This is a genomic window from Herbaspirillum frisingense GSF30 (assembly GCF_000300975.2).
Lineage (GTDB): Bacteria > Pseudomonadota > Gammaproteobacteria > Burkholderiales > Burkholderiaceae_D > Herbaspirillum > Herbaspirillum frisingense.
In genome coordinates this window covers 107,507-127,244 of record NZ_AEEC02000009.1, presented here as the reverse complement: position 1 = coordinate 127,244, position 19,738 = coordinate 107,507, and the positions used below count along the sequence as shown (strand labels likewise).

At 63.9% G+C, this 19,738-nt stretch carries 10 protein-coding genes and 1 pseudogene; 5 read left to right on the top strand and 6 right to left on the bottom strand.

The annotated features are described in order from the left end of the window. Positions 1-161 precede the first annotated feature (161 nt). The 5 genes from HFRIS_RS08800 to HFRIS_RS08780 all read right to left on the bottom strand — a co-directional run bounded on the left by HFRIS_RS08800 (position 162) and on the right by HFRIS_RS08780 (position 10,639). Complete coding sequence (locus tag HFRIS_RS08800) at positions 162-1,370, bottom strand: BaiN/RdsA family NAD(P)/FAD-dependent oxidoreductase (RefSeq protein ID WP_006462948.1); 1,209 nt, start codon at positions 1,368-1,370, stop codon at positions 162-164. A gap of 247 nt (positions 1,371-1,617) precedes the next feature. Continuing rightward, on the bottom strand, positions 1,618-2,847 hold the full coding sequence (locus HFRIS_RS08795) for a YbdK family carboxylate-amine ligase (RefSeq protein WP_006462947.1): 1,230 nt from the start codon (positions 2,845-2,847) through the stop codon (positions 1,618-1,620). Continuing rightward, positions 2,844-4,052: a cation:proton antiporter gene (locus HFRIS_RS08790; protein WP_006462946.1), complete on the bottom strand. Its 1,209-nt coding sequence runs from the start codon at positions 4,050-4,052 to the stop codon at positions 2,844-2,846. Before HFRIS_RS08790 ends, HFRIS_RS08795 begins: the two co-directional genes overlap by 4 nt. Positions 4,053-4,397: 345 nt before the next feature. Then, on the bottom strand, positions 4,398-7,850 hold the full coding sequence (locus tag HFRIS_RS08785; RefSeq protein ID WP_244436277.1) for a UvrD-helicase domain-containing protein: 3,453 nt from the start codon (positions 7,848-7,850) through the stop codon (positions 4,398-4,400). Positions 7,851-7,861: 11 nt separating this feature from the next. After that, complete coding sequence (locus HFRIS_RS08780) at positions 7,862-10,639, bottom strand: PD-(D/E)XK nuclease family protein (protein ID WP_006462944.1); 2,778 nt, start codon at positions 10,637-10,639, stop codon at positions 7,862-7,864. 497 nt (positions 10,640-11,136) lie between these two features. On the opposite strand from HFRIS_RS08780, the gene trxA reads away from it, so the two are divergent. From trxA to HFRIS_RS08755, 5 genes and pseudogenes are all read left to right on the top strand, one after another. Beyond that, positions 11,137-11,463 (top strand): thioredoxin TrxA, encoded by a 327-nt coding sequence (trxA, locus tag HFRIS_RS08775; RefSeq protein ID WP_006462943.1) that lies wholly within the window; start codon positions 11,137-11,139, stop codon positions 11,461-11,463. 125 nt (positions 11,464-11,588) lie between these two features. Further along, entirely contained in the window at positions 11,589-12,851 is a 1,263-nt protein-coding gene (gene rho, locus HFRIS_RS08770) for a transcription termination factor Rho (RefSeq protein WP_006462942.1), read from the top strand. A gap of 286 nt (positions 12,852-13,137) precedes the next feature. Continuing rightward, positions 13,138-13,407 carry a type B 50S ribosomal protein L31 gene (locus HFRIS_RS08765; protein WP_006462941.1) on the top strand — a complete coding sequence of 90 codons (270 nt, stop codon included), beginning with the start codon at positions 13,138-13,140 and terminating at the stop codon, positions 13,405-13,407. Between the two features lie 281 nt (positions 13,408-13,688). Beyond that, positions 13,689-15,413: an ArnT family glycosyltransferase gene (locus HFRIS_RS08760; protein WP_039875034.1), complete on the top strand. Its 1,725-nt coding sequence runs from the start codon at positions 13,689-13,691 to the stop codon at positions 15,411-15,413. A 75-nt stretch (positions 15,414-15,488) separates the two neighbouring features. Continuing rightward, a pseudogene (locus HFRIS_RS08755) lies at positions 15,489-16,880 on the top strand (MATE family efflux transporter). Here the strand turns inward: HFRIS_RS08755 and HFRIS_RS08750 are convergent. Continuing rightward, positions 16,870-18,969, bottom strand: a complete 2,100-nt coding sequence (locus HFRIS_RS08750) for a putative bifunctional diguanylate cyclase/phosphodiesterase (RefSeq protein ID WP_006462938.1) — start codon at positions 18,967-18,969, stop codon at positions 16,870-16,872. The pseudogene HFRIS_RS08755 and the gene HFRIS_RS08750 sit on opposite strands and share 11 nt — an antisense overlap. Between the last annotated feature and the right edge of the window lie 769 nt (positions 18,970-19,738).

The following is a 19,738-nucleotide window of genomic DNA, read 5'->3' as shown; positions in this document are numbered from 1 at the left end:
AAGGCCAAACGTGGCTTTTTTTCCACCCCGCCAGTAAAAAACGGATAAGAATCAGTCACTTATCACAGTCAAGATGATGCTTCACCTGAAGTCAAGGGAAGCGGACGAAAAATTCCACCCTTGCCATCTGCAACGTCAGCAACCTCACCACCAACTTCGCCTCACACCGCCGAACCGGCCGCCACACCCGAGGCCCAGGCCCACTGGAAGTTGTAGCCACCCAGCCAGCCAGTGACGTCAGTGGCCTCGCCGATGAAATGCAGGCCCGGCACCTTGTTGGCCATCATGGTCTGTTGCGACAGCTCGCGGGTATCGACGCCACCCAGGGTGACCTCGGCCTTGCGATAGCCTTCCGAGCCGCTGGGGACGATCACCCAGCGGTTGAGGGAGTCGCCCAGCTTCTTGAGTGCCTTGTCCGGCATGTCGGCAATGCGCGCGCCGGCATCGAAGCCATGGATCTGGAGCCAGCCCTCGGCCAGGCGGTTGGGCAGCCATTGCGCGAGCAGGTTGCCCAGGTTCTTCTTGAGCGTCCCCTTGCCCTCGATCAGTGTCTCGGCCACATCCAGTTGCGGCAGCAGGTTCAGGGTCAGCGGCGCGCCCGGCTTCCAGAAGCTGGAAATCTGCAGGATGGCCGGGCCGGACAGGCCACGATGGGTAAACAGCAGGTCTTCCAGGAAATAACCCCGCTCCTTCTTCACCCCGGTTTCCACTTCCACCTCCAGGGCGATGCCGGCCAGCTCCACCAGCGATTGCCAGCCCTTGCCATCGAAGGTCAGCGGCACCAGCCCTGGGCGCGGTTCGATCAGCTTGAGATCGAACTGGCGGGCGATGCGGTAGGCGAAATCGGTGGCGCCGATCTTGGGAATGGACAGTCCGCCGGTGGCGATCACCAGGCTCGCCGCCTGGATTTCGCCGGCACTGGTGGCGATGCGGAACAGCTCGCCACTCTTGCCGACCTCATGCACGGTGCAGGGCATGCGCCAGCTGACGTTGCCGGTCTCGCATTCGGCCTTGAGCATGGCGATGATGTCCTCGGCTGAATCGTCGCAGAACAGCTGGCCCTTGTGCTTTTCGTGAAAACCGATGCGGTGGCGCTTGACCAGTCCGATGAAGTCCTGTGGGGTATAGCGCGACAGGGCGCTGCGGCAGAAATGCGGATTCTGCGAAAGATAATGCTGTGGCCCGGCGCCCACATTGGTGAAATTGCAGCGCCCGCCCCCGGAGATGCGGATCTTCTCGGCCAGCTTGCCGGCATGGTCGATCAGGACCACGCGCCGGCCACGCTGGCCGGCCACGGCGGCGCACATCATGCCGGCCGCGCCGGCGCCGATGACGGCGACATCAAAATGCTTGGGGGAATGGTGGTTCATGCTGGCTCCGGCACGCATCTCGGTGCAGCCCGAGGTCGCTTCAAAAGCCGTGATTGTCGGCGATCCCGGCCCTTGCGCACAAGAGCCAGGAAACAACGATCACAAAGACAAGGGGCCGGCATCTTGCGACACCGGCCCCCCTGCCTTCTCGCCGCCGTCCCGTGTGCTCTGCAATCACCCGGGCGGGCGGACACCTCAACTCAAGCTCACCGCCTTGCGGTGGAAATCATGGATAGCGACATATCGGTTACTGGAAATACGGCGGCGGCTCCACGCCCATCCACAACTCCGAGGACAGCCGCATCATGTCATTGAGCGATCCGCGCTGGGCGAACATCTGGCGCAGCCAGTTGGCGTCCGAGAGCCGGTCATGCGCAATGCGACGCAGGCGCACGATGGTCTGGTGCTCGGCCTCGTTGGCCACGTAGGGTTCCAGCAACTGCAACTGCTGCAGCAGATGTTCGAAGATGGGCAGCTTGCGCGACTGCGAAGGCGTGGCGCCATGCAATGCCAACTGACCGTTCAGGCCAAAACGGCTGGCCTCGAATCGGTTGAACTGGTACAGCAGGTAGAAATCGTCACCCACCACGAAGGGACGTTCAGTCAGGATCCAGCGTGCCAGCAGCTGGGCATAGGCGCCCAGGTGTGCCGCATGCTCGATGGTCAGGGGCGTATCGCAGACGCGGATTTCCACGGTGCCGTATTCCGGCTTGGGACGGATGTCCCAGTAGAAATCCTTCATGCTGGCGATGATGCCCATCTGGTGCAACTCATCGTAGTAGGTCTCGAACTCGGCCCAGCGGGTGTGGACCGGGGCCGTGCCCGACAACGGGAAGGCGCGTACCACATTGCTGCGTGAGGAATCGAACTTGGTATCGGCACCCTGGTAGAACGGCGACGCCGCCGAGAGTGCGATGAAATGCGGCACGTAACGCGAAAAGCCGTGCGTGAGGTACAGCGCATCGTCGCCATTCTCCACCCCGATGTGGATGTGCTGGCCGAACACCGTGAAGGTCTTGGCCAGGTAGCCGTATTTCTCGTGCAGGTAATGGAAACGCTCGCTGGGCGTGATGCGCTGTTCATTCCAGTGCTGGAAGGGATGCGCGCCACCGCCGGAGACGTCGATGTTGAGGTATTGCGCGCCCTTGTTCAAGGCGGCGCGCAAGCCCTTGAGCTCTTCGATCAGTTCATCGACGCGGGTATGGATGCCCGAATTGAGCTCGATCATGCCCTGCGTCATTTCCAGCTTGATCTGCTTTTGCAGGTCGCGCGGCTCGATCCAGTTCAGCAGATCGACCGCATCGCTGGCCAGGTTGTAGTTGCGGCGGTTGACCAGTTGCAGTTCCAGCTCGATGCCCATGGTAAAGGGCGTGGAAGAACCGAACGGCAGGATACCGGCGCTGCCCTGCGGACCGGCCACATGGGCCTGGCTCGCAGCGGCGTCTTGTTCATTGCGGATCAGTGTCTCGGTATTCATTCGCGTCCACTCTCTCCAGATTTGATCAGGGCAAACTGTGTCGCCACCGGCCCCAGGAATTCCAGGACCACCATGCTGCCCGCCAGCAGCGGCAGCACATTGGCCGTGGTGTGCGGGTACAGCGAAGACACGGTCTGCATCAGGCCCACGCCGACCTCGGTCATGGGCAGGGTACCCAGCGTGAGCAGGCCGGCCTGGCGCCAGTTCATGCGTGCAAAGCGCGCGAACAGGAAGATGCCCAGCCCCATCGCCAGGAAGCGGGCAGCGATCAGGATCAGCACCGAGAAGCCCAGCAGGCCCAGGTCCGACAGCTTCATCGAGGCCCCCACGGTGACGAACAGCATCACCACGAACAATTCATTGGCGACGCCGAATTCCAGCTCCATCAGATCGAACTGCCGATCCAGGTTCTTGGAGAGGATGGCGAAGATCAGCATGGTCAGCATCACCGGCAGGTGCAGCGCATGCGCCACACCGATGGCCAGCGCGATCACCGAGATCACCAGCACGAACTGCGAGCTGTTCTCGCGACCCAGCAGGCGTGCCAGCGGCATCATCAGCCAATAGGTCAGGTAGGCCAGGACAGCCGAGCCCACCAGCGAATACAGGGTGTGCTGGATCAGCGTGGCCACGGGCGTGCCGGCCTCGTGCGCAATCACCGGCAAGAGCGCATAGGCGGCCAGCACGGCGACGAAATTGTTCAAGGCCGTCATGGCGGCGAGGCGGCGCGTGACCTGGCCTTCGGCCTTGAGGTCGCGCAATACCACCAGCACCACGGCCGGAGCCGTAGCGATGGCCATCACGCCGCCCAGCAGCGCCATCACCGAATCGGTACCGAACCAGGTCAGCGCAATGCTGACGAAGCCGAAGCACAGCACCGCCGACACGGCCACGGTGATCATCAGCCACTTCTCGCGACGCAGCCAGCCGATATCGACATAGCGACCCAGCTGATACACCACCAGTGCCACGGCGATGTCGGCAAAGATATTGGTGACCTTGAGCACTTCGCCCGAAAGCAGGTTGAAGCCGCCCGCACCGAGCAGGAAACCGACCAGCAGATAACCCGTGATGCGTGGCACCCATGGGGACTTGGAAACTACGTAGCCCGCGATCAGCCCGAACAGCAACAGACCGCCGAATACCAGCAAGGCATTCCATTGCAGCGTCTGTGCGAGGGTGAAAGACGGAAGAGCCCACTCCATATCTCCTCCTGTAGAACGATTAGGTTGTTGGAACCGCGCCCGGTGCGGGGACCAGACGGGGACCATGCGTAGATCGCATGAGCGTGCAAGCGTGCGAGCGTGGATAGCCGGATCGGCCTGGCGATGCATGACTACCCGATGCGATCGGACCCGGATTGATCAACGAGGAATTACTAACAAAACCAAGTTGCCAACAATCACGGAGCACCGAAGATATCACTCTTGCCCTCTGCGATGATCTTTTTTATCTTACAACGGAAAATTTAAACTTCCTGATTTGATGTTTATTGAATTTCTGGAACTTATCCGAAGCGCATGGAGTGGATGACGGTAGTTGGGGGAGCCTCAATGTTCCACCAGCGTCCCATCTGCGGTAATCAGCGCAGACCTGATTCGCATGTCAGAAAAGACCGACACGAGCGCGCTGCGATAGCGCGCCAGTTGTGCGGCGTAATCGGCGCGTTCGCTATCGAGCAGGCGCCGCTTGTAATCGAGCACCCAGACTTCATCCTCGAACATCACGACCCGGTCCAGGCGCATCACACCGCTGGTGGAAACGATCTCCATCTCGTTGCGCGCCCAGCGGTGCAGGGCCGGATTGAAGAAGCGTTCCAGCTGCGGTTGCGCCAGCATCTGGCGCGCCTGCGCATGCACCACCTGCGCCATCTCCGCCGACACGCCCAACCAGCGCACCAGCACCGCGGGCGCGGGCAGCGCCAGCGGCCAGGCCTGGGCATGGGTCAGGCGTTCCAGCAACGCGTGCAGAGCCACGCCTTCGTCGATGGCTTCGCTGGCGACCAGGGTGCCGTCTTCGGCCACGACGGTCGGCGTTTCGGCCTCGCCAGCGCCAGAGCCAGTGCCCGCACCGAACAGCGACAACGGAACCGGCCGCGGCTCGAACAGCGACAGCTCGAAGCGCTCTTCCAGCGCTGCCGCCTGCGCGCCCTGCACCGCCTCCTCGCTGATCTCGCGCACCGGGGCATCGCTGGCGAAGAGGCGCTCGTACCAGCTACCTGCCACCACACCGCCCTCCCCTGCGCCACGGGTGCCGGCCACGCCCGACACCAGCAGCAATTGCTTGGCGCGGGTGACGGCGACGTAGAGCAGGTTCCAGTCTTCCTGCTGACGCAGGGCATCCTCTTCGTCGAACAGGCGCTGACGCGCCGCACCACGTTCGCTACGACGGCCGAAGGCGGAGAAATGCGTCGGCGCATCCTGATCCTGCGGCCATTCGCAGATGATGCCCAGGTTGTCTTCCACCGATTCGCTGTGATTGGCATCCAGGATCGCCACCACCGGTGCCTCCAGCCCCTTGGCGCTGTGTACGGTGAGGATGCGAACGGCATCGGCGCTGGCATCCACGCTGGCCTCGTCGGGCGCATCGCCACCGGCACTGCGCTGCAACACGCGCAGCGCGTCGATGAACTTGGGCAGGCTGGGATAACGTCCGGCATCCATGTTCAACGACAGCTCCACGAAGGCGGCGATATTGCCCAGGGTCTGGCTGCGCGTCAGCGGCGAGGCGTACTGGGCATAGCGCGCGACCAGGTCGCCCTGGTGCAGGATCATGTCCAGCAGATCATGCACCGGCAGGTGCGGCGCCGCCTGCAGCCAGCGTTGCAGCATACCGGTCGCGCGCACCAGCGCGGCCGAGGCCACACCCTCCTGCTGCATGGCCAGCATGTGCTGCCACCAGTGGCCGCCATCGGCCTGTGCGGCACGGCGGGCGATCTGCACCAGATCGTCGTCGGACGCGCCGATGATGGGACTCTTGAGGACGTGCGCCAGCGCCCGCGTGTCGTTGGGGGTGATGAGGAAGGTCAGCAGCGCGATCAGGTCGGCGATCTCCAGCGATTCCAGCAGACCACCGCGCCTGTCCGAGATGAAGGGGATGCCGGCTGCGCGCAAGGCACTTTCATAGGCCGCCAGGTGGCTGCGCTTGCGCACCAGCAGCATGATGTCGCTCCAGCGCATGGGCCGGGTCGACTTGCCATCCACCACCGGCACTTCGCGGCTGGCCTTGAGCAGCGCCTGCGCCAGCGCCTGCCCCTCCAGCAGGCGACGGGCATCGTCTTCCTCGCCGCGTGCCGTGGTCAGTGGATTGCGCCAGGCGATCACGGGCGCCGGGTCACTGGCCTCGGCGTCTTCGTCGTTGACGTTTTCTGCACCTTCCTCCTGCCGCACCAACGGCAGGCGCCACACCTCGCCTCCCTCCAGGCCCAGCGTGGTCTGCTGGGCGAACAGCGGATTGCCGCCGCGCACGAATGAGCGATTGAGCACCTCGACCACGGCACTGGCATTGCGCCGCGTCTGGTTGGCGCGCAGCACCGCCGCGCCCTGCGCGCGCAACAGGTCACGCGCCGCCACGAACACCCGGGGCTCAGCACGCCGGAAGCGATAGATCGATTGCTTGGGGTCCCCCACCACGAACACGCTCGGTTGCGCCGCATCGCCGCCATAGGCACGCAGCCAGGAACGCACGATGCTCCATTGCAGCGGGTTGGTGTCCTGGAATTCGTCCAGCAGGATGTGCTTGTAGCGGGCATCCAGCCGGGTCTGCAGGTAGGCGGCACTGGCCTCGTCATTGAGCAGGCGATAGGCCTGCCATTCGAGGTCGGCGAAGTCCAGCACGCGCTGTTCCGATTTCACTTCCTGATAGCTGTCGAGATAGGCGCGGCCAGCGATGAAGAGGGCGCCATTGAGCTGCAGTACCTGCTTTTCCTTGCTGCGTCCCTGCAACTTGCGCAACTCGGTGCCGACGGCATTGAATTCGCTGTCGAAGGCCTCCAGCGCGGCATCTTCGCTCACCTGGAAATGCTGCACCACTGCCGCCAGCAGGGATTTCACCTTGCCGTTCTTGCGCGGCTTGTCCTTGTCGTCGAAGAACTGGCTGTACAGCGCGTCGAAGTGCGCCAGCGCCGGCCCGGCGGTCAGCGCAGATTCGATGGCCACGGCCCGGGTCTTGTTGGCGGCACCGCCCTGCCCCAGCAGGATGGCGATACGACTGGCGCGGTCCACCAGGGCAGCGTCATTCCACAACGACAGTCGCGCGTCGCGCAGCGCATCCTCGCCGCACAGGGCTTGCAGCCACAGCAGCGGGGTCGGCGTATCGATCTCTTCACTGTCGTCGCCATCGTGCTGGGTCGCGGCCCACCATTCGGCACGCTTGTCGATGAAGGCGTCCAGCAACTGGCGGGCATTGAAGTCGCCAGCCAGTTCATACAGTTCCAGCAAGGCAGCCTTGATGCGCTCGCCCTCGGGGTTGCGCAGCTTCTGCATGAAGCGGCGATAGGCCTCGTCCAGCAGCTCGCCATTCTTCTCGGTGAGGGTATAGCCATGCGGCACGCCCGAGGCCAGCGGCGCGATCTGCAGCAGGCGTGCAAACCAGCTATGGAAGGTGTCGATGGACAGGCTCTGTTCGGACGACAGGATGCGCTCATACAGGCCGCGTGCCACCGGCAGCAACCGCGACAGATCGGCCTCGGCCACGCCGCGCTCGCGCAGCAGTGCGGCGGCCCCGGCCTCATCGGCCAGCGCCAGTTCATGCAAGAGCTCCATCAGGCGCTCGCGCATTTCCTGCGCGGCCTTGCGGGTGAAGGTGATGGCCAGCAGTTCAGGCGCCTGGGCGCCCGAGAGCAACAGCCGCAGCATGCGTGCCACCAGCAGCCAGGTCTTGCCGCTGCCGGCGCAGGCTTCCACCACCACCGAGTGGCGCGGATCGCAGGCGGCGCGGGTGAACTGGGCGGCCTCGACGGCAGTGCCGTCGATCTCGTAGGCCGCCGGAGCGGGTTTCTTCATCTCGCCGGTGCTCACAGCCAGGCTCCCTTGCGGCAGAGGCCGCGCATATCGCAGTACTGGCATACCGATTCGATGCCATTGGCCGGTAGCGGCGCGCCCTGCGCCACCTGACGCAGGGTGGTGGTGATCTGTTGCTTGAGCATGTCTTGCTTGCGGAGGAAATCGGGGGCAGCGGCGTCGCCGGTCTTCTTGTCGCTGCCCAGTTCGAGGGCCACGTAATGGGCGTGTTCTATTGCGCCGCCGGCCAGCAGGCCATAGAAGGCCAGTTGATGATCATCCTCTTCCTTGACCTTCTGCCTGAGGCTGGCGACGCTGCGAGTCTTGTAGTCCAGCAGAGCGCGCTCGCCCTGCGCATTCTCATCCACCCGATCCAGGCGACCATACAGTTCGATGCCGCCATCCTGCCAGGACAGCGCTTGCGACTGAGACTGCTCACCGAAGACGAACTGCCAGCCATCGGCCTCGCGTTCATTGGCCCAGAGCAGGTAGGCTGGCATCACCTTCTGCCAGCGGGCGTGGAAGGCCAGCGCCGCAGGATGACGCTGCATCTCGCGCTGGAACACCTCTTCCGAGATGCCGGCCAGCAGAGCGGGACGTGCCGCCAGCGGCGTGGCCTGCTCACGCAGGTGGGCGTGATAGCGATGCAGGATTTCATGCAACCAACTGCCGTAGTCGCGTTTTTCGGGCAGGTCGGAGAGCTCGTCCATCACGGCCACGCGCAACATGCGCGCCGCGAAGAACTGGTAGGGGCAGGCCAGGAAACTGCCGAAGCCGCTGGCCGACAGGCTGGACGGCAACAGCTCCGGCGCGCTGGGTGCCGGCATGGATGAACGCTGCGCCTGCAGCTTGCGCAGCGGCGCCTGCCAATGCACATTGCGCAACGGCGTCATGCCCTGCTGCGCCAGCTTCAGTTCCAGGCGCTGTATCCAGGGGCTGACCGGGTTGGGTTCGCCGTCCTGATGGGTCTGCCAGCACAGCACCACCTCGGGGTTCACGCACAGCAGTTCGGTCAGGTCGCGCAGTTGCTGGCGCTGGCGTTCGGCGCGCGTGACCAGGTTCAGTTCGCGCCGCACGGCATTGGAAAAGAACAGCGTTTCCTGCGGTGGCGATGGCAGGTGCGCGGCATCGGCACCGATCACCAGTACCGCGTCGAAGCGACGCAGGCGGGCGCCATTGAGCGGCAGCATCACCACCCGCCGATCCTTGATGGGCGGCATGTAGGAAGTGGCATCGAGGCGCAGGTTCAACAGTGCACGCCACTCGGCAAAGGAGAAACTGTCTTCCAGGCCACCTTGCCCGGCGGCGATGTCGTCCAGCATCAGGAGGCATTGTTCGCCCGCGCCATCGTCGCGCAGTGCGTTCTCCATGCCCAGGGCCTGACACAGGGCGCGCTGGGTGTCACACCATTGCGCCAGGGTCTTGCGACCGCCGAAACGGGCGGCCTGGCGGGCCAGCAAGGTGATGCAGGCGAGGTCGGCGCCATCCTCCGCCTGCGCGAAGGCCGATTGCAGGGCTTGCCAGTCACCGGCGATATTGGCGCGACGCAGGCGGGCTTCGATGCGCATGACGCGATCGGCGCGGTCCGGGTCATCGGGAAAGACGAAGGGCGACTTCAGCAGGTCCAGCAGGGCATTGGTCTCGCCACAGGCCGACACCAGATCGTTCCAGGCGGCCAGCGCGGCGGCGGCGCGGGTGGTGGACAGCTTCCAGCCGGTCTCGTCGGCCACGGCCACTTCGGCGCGTTCCAGCAGGGCCCGCAAACGGCGCGCGGTGACCCGGTCCTGTGCGACGATGGCGATCTCACCCTTGCCCTGCTCCAGCCAACGCAGCACGATCTGTGCGCTCTGCACGGCGGCACTCTCCAGGTCCGGCGCCGGACAGAGCAGCGGCAGCGCGGGAGCCTTGACCGGGGCCGGGGCCGGCAGGGAGGCCGGTTCGAGGAAGGCCGGCGGTACGCCTTCATCCCCGGCCACCAGTTCTTCCCATGCCGCCAGATAGACCGGATGCAATGGCGCGATGGCCTGGCGGCCCCAGTCGAGGGTGACGATGCGTACCGGCTGATGCCTGCCATAGGTGGCCAGGAAGGCTGCGTCCAGCGGTTCCGGGGCAGTGGGGCTGACCCACACCAGCGGCAGGCTGGCGCGTTCGGCCAAGGCCAGCATGGCGTCAAAGCGCTGCACGATGCGGTCGTTGGCATCCAGCTGGGTCTTCCAGACCTGCCACACCAGCGCGGCCTCGTCGGACAACATGCCATGCGCCGACGGCGCCAGCGGTTCCAGCAGTTGGGCCAGGGCCTGCGCCCAGCGGCCGACAGCGGCCTGCTCGCCCTCGGCGCTGGCACGGATCTCGGGCAAGAGCGCCAGCGTCAGCTCGTCCGACAACGCCAGCAAGGTATGGGCCAAGGGCAGGAGATCGGCATTGCGGCGCGCGGAAAACATCTTCTTCAACCAGCCGTGCTCGCGCAGCTGGGCGTAGAGCTGCATCAGGCGTTCGCTCTCGGACGGCGGTGCGCTCTCGCCCGGGACCTGCATGGCCAGCAAGCCCGAGAGGGTATTGATGCGCGGTGCGATGAAGGGCCGGCGCAGTTCGCGCGCCAGCGCGGCCTTGAAGTTCTGCGCGTGGGAGAAGGCCGGCACCATCAGCTGCACGCCCGAGAAATCCAGCGCTGCGGCGGCCTGCGTCTCGCTGTGCAGGGCCTGGCCCAGTGGCTGGCCTTCGCGCAGCAACAGACGCACGGCCTGTTGCCAGAAGTCGGGAGTGGGAGCGATCGGGACGGTGGCTGACAGCATGCGTTCTCGGGATTGAATCAGGGCGATTGAGGAAACCAGGGCGCCAGGTCAGGCCACATCGGGCGAGCACGAGGCCCCTTCCAGGGCTGGCGGCGATTGTATTTTTCTCTCGAAGCAAGAGATATTTTCAATCGCAGTGCGCCCCGGACTGCTGCGCATTGTATGCCAGCAGGTCCTGGCGCTTGCGCATTTTTTGCCAGCAGATCGCCTGCAAAGCCGCGTCGGTACTCGTCGGCCAGCCTGCAGCCGGCGTGAGGACGAGACACAACAAGCCCGGGCCGCTGCGTCTACACATTCCCTCAAAATGGGTTATGATTGTTCCTGTACCCCGCCGCTTACCCCTGCCGCGCTTCAAATACAACTTGAATCGGCGCGCAACGACTCCACGTAGACCAAGCAACTCCGGAAGCGTTGATGGCTCACGCCAGGCATGATGGTATGTGTCCACCGGCGCTAATTGACTACTTACTAGACCTCCCTCATACCGAGGAAATGCCATGAGCGAACATATCAAACATATTACCGACGCCTCCTTCGAAGCTGACGTGCTGAAGTCCGACAAGCCCGTGCTGGTTGATTTCTGGGCCGAATGGTGCGGTCCCTGCAAGGCCATCGCCCCGATCCTGGAAGAAGTCGCCAAAGAATACGACGGCAAGCTGCAGATCGCCAAGCTGGATGTGGATTCCAACCAGGCCATTCCGGCCAAGTTCGGCATCCGCGGCATCCCGACCCTGATCCTGTTCAAGAACGGTGCAGCCGCAGCCCAGAAGGTCGGCGCACTGGCCAAGGGCCAGCTGGTTTCGTTCATCGACAGCAACATCTGATGTAATATCCGACGGCGGCGCGCTCGCGCTGCCGTCTGTCCGGCACAACAGGCCGGGCTTGACCCCAGACTCACACCACGCAATTCCCTCCCCCACCTTTACTTATCCCGTCCCGGGACACTCATATGCACTTATCAGAACTAAAAGCGATGCACGTCTCTGCCTTGCTGGAAATGGCAATCAGCCTGGACATCGAGAACGCTGCGCGCCTGCGCAAACAGGAGTTGATGTTTGCCATCCTGAAGAAGCGCGCAAAATCAGGAGAACAGATTTTTGGCGATGGCGCCCTGGAAGTGCTGCCTGACGGCTTCGGCTTCCTGCGCTCGCCCGACGCCAGCTACATGGCGTCCACCGACGACATCTATATCTCACCTTCGCAGATCCGCCGTTTCAACCTGCACACCGGCGACTCCATCGAAGGTGAAGTGCGCACGCCCAAGGACGGCGAGCGCTATTTCGCCCTGGTCAAGGTCGACAAGGTCAACGGCGAACCGCCGGAAGCCTCCAAGCACCGCATCCTGTTTGAAAACCTCACCCCGCTGCACCCCAACAAGCTGCTGCAGCTTGAGCGCGAGATGCGCGGCGAGGAAAACATCACCGGCCGCATCATCGACCTGATCGCCCCGGTCGGTCGCGGCCAGCGCGGCCTGCTGGTGGCCTCGCCCAAATCGGGCAAGTCGGTGATGCTGCAACACATCGCCCACGCCATCACCACCAATCATCCGGACACCGTGATGATCGTGCTGCTGATCGACGAACGCCCGGAAGAAGTGACCGAAATGCAGCGCTCGGTGCGCGGCGAAGTGGTCGCCTCCACCTTCGACGAACCGGCCACGCGTCACGTGCAGGTCGCCGAAATGGTGCTGGAAAAGGCCAAGCGCCTGGTCGAAATGAAGAAGGACGTGGTCATCCTGCTGGACTCGATCACCCGCCTGGCACGCGCCTACAACACCGTCATCCCGGCCTCCGGCAAGGTGCTCACCGGCGGTGTGGACGCCAACGCCCTGCAGCGCCCGAAGCGTTTCTTTGGCGCGGCGCGCAATGTGGAAGAAGGCGGCTCGCTGACCATCATCGCCACCGCCCTGATCGAAACCGGCTCGCGCATGGATGACGTGATCTTTGAAGAATTCAAGGGTACCGGCAACATGGAAGTCCACCTGGAGCGTCGCCTGGCCGAGAAGCGCGTCTACCCGGCCATCAACCTCTCCAAGTCCGGCACCCGCCGTGAAGAGCTGCTGATCAAGCCCGACCAGTTGCAGAAGATCTGGGTGCTGCGCAAGCTGATGTACGACATGGACGAGATCGAAGCGATGGAATTCATCCTCGACAAGATGAAGTCCACCAAGAACAACGCCGAGTTCTTCGACATGATGCGTCGCGGCAACTAAACGCATCACTGCATCATCCGGTCACCCACCGGCGAAACGGCATGCCTGCTTGCAGACATGCCGTTTTTCATTGCATCAGGAGCAATACAATCGCAATACCATCCGCGTCCATGAACCCGAAAAACCACGTCCGGACCGGCCAGGGCACTGCGCACCTTGCCCCAAGCTCCTGATTTGATTGTATAATTTCGGACTTTTCCAAACCGGCAAGTGATCATCAATCGGGTCAAGAAGCAGGGCGACCGACGAAGTGGCGATTGGCTACCAAACTACTCTTGAGGCAATCATGAAAGAAGGCATCCACCCGGATTACCGCGAAGTCCTGTTCCACGACGTGTCGAACGACTTCAAGTTCATCACCCGCTCCACCATCGGCACCCGCGAAACCGCTGAGTTCGAAGGCAAGCAATATCCCCTGGTGAAGATCGAAGTTTCGGCTGAATCGCACCCGTTCTACACCGGCAAGCACAAGATCGTCGACACCGCTGGCCGCGTCGAGAAGTTCCGCCAGAAGTTCGGTTCCGTCGGTTCGAAGACTGCTGTCTCGAAGGCGTAATCAGTACTTCCCTCAGAAAAGGCAGCTCCGGCTGCCTTTTTTGTTTTGCGTGGTCGTGGTGCCGGCACGATGCAATGGGCGAATACCACGCCACAGCACCACAGCAACAGAGCAACACCGCATGCACCAGGATGTAGCAGTCAGAAACAACTATTTACTGTGATTTCCTGCACAATAGGGCCTGCAAAAAATATCCGCCGCCCCATGCAGCGGCGAGCGCACAGCCAAGGCCTGTGCCCCACCCCAATATCGCAATACAGAACAAGAGCAACAACATCTTGATGAAGCCCGTCCGTCTTCCAGCAGCAGCCACCCATGCGCTTCCGCGCATGGCACTGCTTGCGCTCGCCCTCCTGTATATCCTGCCCGGCCTGATCGGCCGCGACCCCTGGAAGAACGAGGATGCCACCAGCTTCGGCATCATGTGGACCATGGCGCACGGTGTGCTGGCCGACTGGCTCACGCCCAATGTGGCCGGCCTGCCGCTACCGGCGGAAAGTCCACTGGCCTACTGGTTCGGGGCGATCTGCATCAAGCTGTTCGGCTGGCTGCTCGGTGACCCGCTGGCGGCGCGCATTTCCACCATCGGCTGCTTTCTGGTCGGCTCGCTCTCGATCTGGTACACCACCTACCTGCTGGGCCGTCGGCCCGAGGCACAACCGCTGAAGCTGGCCTTCGGTGGCCAGCCCGAACCCAAGGACTTCGGCCGCACGCTGGCCGATGGCGCCTTCCTGATCTATCTGGGTTTCCTCGGCCTGCTGTTGCATAGCCACGAAACCAGCCCCAAGACCCTGCAGATCGCGCTGGTGGCCTACGCCATGTACGGCGCAGCCCGCGTGTTCGATGCCGGCAAGCTGCGCCACGCCTTCTGGCTGGGCCTGGCGCTGGGCATGCTGGTGCTGACCTATGGCTGGCTGCTGCCGGCCGGCGTGCTGGTCGCGCTGCTGGTGCTGGCGCTGGTCCGCAAGGATGGCCGCGCACTGCGCCTGGCAGCACTGGTATCGCTGCCGCTGGCCCTGCTCATGAGCGCTGCCTGGGTATTGGCGCTGCGCCGGCTCATCGGCGACGACGCTGCCGGCCAGTTCGATCTCTGGATGAGCTGGAACATCTACCAGTTGAATCGCCCCACCCTGGCCACCCTCGCCTTCCTGGGCAAGTACGGTGTCTGGTTTGCCTGGCCGGCCTGGCCCTTCGCCGGCTGGGCGCTGTATGCCTGGCGCCGCCAGCCGGGTTCGCTGCACATCGCGCTGCCGCTGGCCTTCCTGATTCCGATCACGCTGCTGGTGCTGATGAACGTGCATCACGAAGAAGGCATGTTGCTGCCGCTGCTGCCAGCGCTGGCCATCCTGGCCGCCTTCGGCCTGCCGACCATGAAGCGTGGCGCCATCAATGCGGTGGACTGGTTCTCAGTGATGACGCTGACCACCTCGGCCGCCTTCATCTGGATCGGCTGGATCGCCAAGGAAACCGGCTGGCCGGCGCAGATCGCGCGCAATGCCTACAAGCTGGCACCTGGCTTCAAACCCGGCTTCGCCTGGATCTCGCTGGCCATCGCCATCGCCGCCACCATCGCCTGGATCGTGGTGGTGCACTGGCGCATCTCGCGCCGCCCCTCGGTACTGTGGCGTGCCGTCGTGCTGTCTTCGGGCGGGGTGATCCTGTGCTGGGTGCTGCTGATGACGCTGTGGCTGCCCTGGGTCAACTATGGCAAGAGCTATGCGGGCGTGGCCGAGCAGATCGAATCCAGGCTGGGCTCGGTCAAGCAATGCGTGCAGACCAATGTCGGCCCGGCGCAGCGCGCCTCCTTCGCCTACTTCGGCAACGTGCGCTTCGCCGACGAACGTGACCAGAGCTGTGATTACCTGCTGCTGCAGGATGACATCAGCAATCAGGATGCCTCACTCATGCTGCGCCAGTACCCCGGGTCCTGGCGCATGGTGTGGGAAGGTCGTCGCCCGTCGGACCGCGATGAACGCTTCCGTCTCTATCGTCGTGCCGGTCGCTGAAGACGGGCCTGCTACTGCTGATATCGCTGATATTGCTGAGACTGCACACCTTGCACATCTGCCCCTAGCCCCCGCGTGACCACCGAACTGCCCGCTCTCTCCTCCCGCCACCACGTCGGCCGCATCGCGCGGCTGGCCTGGCCACTGCTGGTCGGCCAACTGGCACTGATCGCCAATGGCGTGATCGATACCGTGATGGTGTCGCGCTTCTCGGCGCTGGATCTGGGTGCGCTGGCACTGGGGGTATCGATCTATGTGAGCGTGTTCGTGGGTCTGTCGGGCGTGCTGCAGGCCCTGCAACCGACCATCGGCCAACTGTTCGGCGCCGGCCGGCTGGACGAGATCGGCAACGAGGTCAAGCAGGGCATGTGGCTGGCGGTACTGCTGTCCATCGTGGGGTCGCTGGTGCTGATGTTCTCGCCGGTATTCCTGGCCTTCGCCAAGGCCTCGCCGGAACTGGTGGAAAAGGCCACCCTGTACCTGCGCATCGAGGCGCTGGCGCTGCCGGCGGCGCTGTTCTTCCGCGTCTATTCGGCGCTCAACACTGCGCTGGCGCGACCCAAGATGGTCATGGCCATCCAGCTCTGCGGCCTGTTGCTCAAGCTGCCGCTAAACGCCCTGCTGATCTTCGGCGGCCTGGGCCTGCCCGCCTTCGGCGGCCCCGGCTGCGCCATCGCCACTACCCTGATCGCCTGGCTGATGATGATCGCCGCCTGGTTGCTGGTGGCGCGACTGCCCTACTATCGGCCACTCAAGCTGTTCGGCAGCGGCTTCGTCGCCCCCTCCTGGAAGGCCCAGGGCAAGCTGCTGCGCCTGGGTGTTCCGATCGGCATGTCCTACTTCATCGAAGTCACCGCCTTCACGCTGATGGCGGTCTTCATCGCGCGCCTGGGCGCCGTGCCGGTGGCCGGCCACCAGATCGTAGGCAACGTCGGGACCGTGCTCTACATGCTGCCGCTGTCCATCGCCAGCGCCACCAGCACCCTGGTAGCCCAGGCCATCGGCGGCAACAACATGCAGGAGGCGAAGAAAATCGGACGCGCCGGCATCCGCCTGGCGGTCTCGCTGTCGGTGGTGATCGGGATGGTCGTCTGGTTCCTGCGTGAGCACATCATCCACGCCTACACGCCCGATCCGGTGATCATCGGCGCGGCGCTGCCGCTGTTCCTCTACATCGCTTTCTACCAGTTCTTCGATGCGATGCAGGTAACCACCGCCTTCGTACTGCGCGCCTACAAGGTCGCCGTGGTCCCCACCGTGATCTATGCGCTGACCTTGTGGGGCGTAGGCCTGGGCGGAGGCTACCTGCTGGGTCTCGACCCGCTGGGCTGAACCCCGGCCGCGCTGCGCGGACCGGCCGGCTTCTGGGCTGCCAACAGCCTCAGCCTGGGTCTCGTGGCGGTGGGCCTGCTGGCCTACCTGCGCGTGATCCAGCGACGCGCTGCCAGGGGCGAACTCAGGATCTGAACGCGCCGCCGGCAAACAGATCGTCGTTGCTGGCGTTGACCAGCCCTGGCACCGTGGGAGCCTCCGCCGGCCGTCCCAGCAGGAAGCCCTGCACCTGGTCGCAATGCAGCAACTGCAGCTCGCGCAATTGCCCTTCCGTCTCCACCCCTTCGGCAACCACCTCCATCTGCAGTGCATGTGCCAGCGCGATGATGGCAGCGACGATGGCGCGCCCGGAGTGATCTTCCAGGTCCAGGCGCGAAGTAAAGAAGCGATCGATCTTGACCTGGCGACAGTGGAACTGCGCCAGGTAGGCCAGGCTGGAATAACCGGTGCCGAAGTCATCGATGGCGATGTCAAAGCCCAGCGATTGCAGCTCGCGCACCACTTGTGTGGTGCGTTCCACATCCTTCATGGCGGCGGTCTCGGTGATCTCGAACATCAGCCGTTGCGGTGCGATGCCGGCCGCGCCGACCATGGCGATGATGCGCTCCACCAGATCGGCTCGCATCTGCAGCGGCGACAGGTTCAGTGCCACCTTGACCGGCTTCATGCCCGCCCCGTCCCAGCGCGCGATCTGGCAACACACCGCCTGCAGCACCCAGTCGCCGATGGCGATGATCTGGCCCGAGCGCTCGGCGATGGGGATGAATTCCGCGGGCGCCATCTCGCCCAGCCCCGGGTGCTGCCAGCGCAGCAGCGCTTCCAACCCGGTCAACTCCTTGCTGGCACCGCGATACTTGGGCTGGAAGTGCAGGCGGAACTGCTGCTGTTCGATGGCCTGCTGCAAGGCCTGGCGCACCTGCAGGTGACGCATCGCGCTGGCATGCATGGCCGGTTCGAAGAAGCGATAGGTATTGCGCCCGCTCTGCTTGGCCTCGTACATGGCGGCATCGGCATTCTTCATCAGGGCATCGGCCGATTCGCCGCTATTGGGATAGACGGCGATGCCGATGCTGGAGGTCACGCGCAGGGTCGCTTCCTCGATCTGGAAATCCAGGCGCAGCGCGGCCAGGATGTTTTCCGACAGCTGCTCCACCACCTCCGGCGAGGCCAGATTGCTCATCACCACCACAAACTCGTCACCACCGATGCGCGCCACCATGTCCTCGCCGCGGATGCAGGCGCGGATACGCTGGGCCACCGCCACCAACAGACCATCGCCCACCGCATGGCCGAGTGAATCATTGATGGCCTTGAAACCATCCAGGTCCATGAACAGCACCGCAAAGGGCCGGCCATTGCGCCGCGCCACCTCTACCGCGTGCTGGATGCGATCGGCCAGCAGGGCGCGATTGGGCAGGCCGGTCAACACGTCGTGGGTGGCGAAATGCAGCAGCTTGTCATTGGTACGGCCGACGATCTTCTTCAGGACCTGATTGCGCTGCACGCCGCTGACCACCAAGGCCATGGCCATGGCCAGGAAGGCCAGGAACACCAGGCCATTGACCAGGTGCTCGCGGGTAATACCCTCCAGCATCTGGCTCTGTGCCTGCGGGCCGATCATCACCGCGCGCAACCCGGCCGCAGCCGAGGACACCAGTCCGGCCCCGACCAGCAGTGCAGCCAATACCCGCCGCGTCTGCTGCGAATTGAGCGAGCCGGTCATGGGCTTGCGACCATTGCTGGCCGAAAACAGGGTCACGATGAACACCGCCACCACCTCGGTCACCACCAGCGCCACGACCAGCAGGATCGTGTGATACAGCAGCGGCGGCTGCAGCGTCATGGCCTTGAGCGCGATATGGAAGGCCGCATTGAAGGCCGCACCCATGGCGAGACCGCCGATGACCAGGCGGGTCGGGTGCGGACGCCGCAGCCCCGTCAGGTGCATCAGATAGAAGGCGCTACCCATGCACAGCAGCAAGGACAGCGCCACCAGCCGGGCGTCGAAGTTGACCGCGATGCTGATCTGCAGCGACGCCACCGTGAGCAGCATGGCGCCCCAGACGCCCACGCCGAACACGGCCGCCCCGACCGACAGCCACAGCCGCCGGTGCTGCGCCTCCTGCAGCACGATGCGCTCGGAAACCTCCAGCGCGGCATAGGCAGAAAGACTGGCGACCAGCAAGGCAAAGGCCAGCAGCAGGAAATGAAAGGAACCTGACATCGTCGAACCTGGGCTAGGTTGCGCATATTCCATGCGGGCGATCGCTGGGAGCCCGCAAGCATCTGCGCCTGCACGGTATCGCGGCCATTCCGCCCGCCACTGCAGCCGCCGGTGCAAAGCGCACGGCGGGCGGCGGAGCGTCAGTCGATCCACCGTTGCATGCCAACGGGTCGCCGCGGTCCTTTCCGGAGCAGTGCCTGAGCTTGCCTGGAGGCGCCGCAAGGGCGCCGGCAAGGCGGCAGGAACCGATCCGGGAAACCTCAAAAAGTTACGTAACCAGAACGTACCACAGGGATGCTGCTGACTTCTTTGATTTATTCGTCTTGTTTCAACCAGCGTGCTGCTTGTCTGCCCGGCGCTATCGGGTCCATGCCACGCCCCATGGGAAGGAGCGTATTTTCAACCCGTTTCCCCATCCCCACCAGGTGGGAAGTTAATCGGTTATTCACCACCGCATTGAATTTGTTTTTCGGTGAGGCGCTATTCTAGCGCGCTTCTGCGCCGATGTGCCGCGCTGCGGCATGCATGGCGCCTCGGATGTGCTGTCTCGCGGCGGATACATCCCCTGAAAAAATCTGGCTGAGCGGCTCACATGCGATGCATCTGGACTGACAATAAGCGCCGTAGATCACCGACGCGCAGCATGGTTGACCAGGGCGCCATTGCGGTGACATGCACCGCGAGAGCGTCCGGAAGACAGTCCCAGGCACGTACCTGAAGTGGCCTGATGACCTGACATCCACATGCCCGCAGCGCGCCGTGATCGACG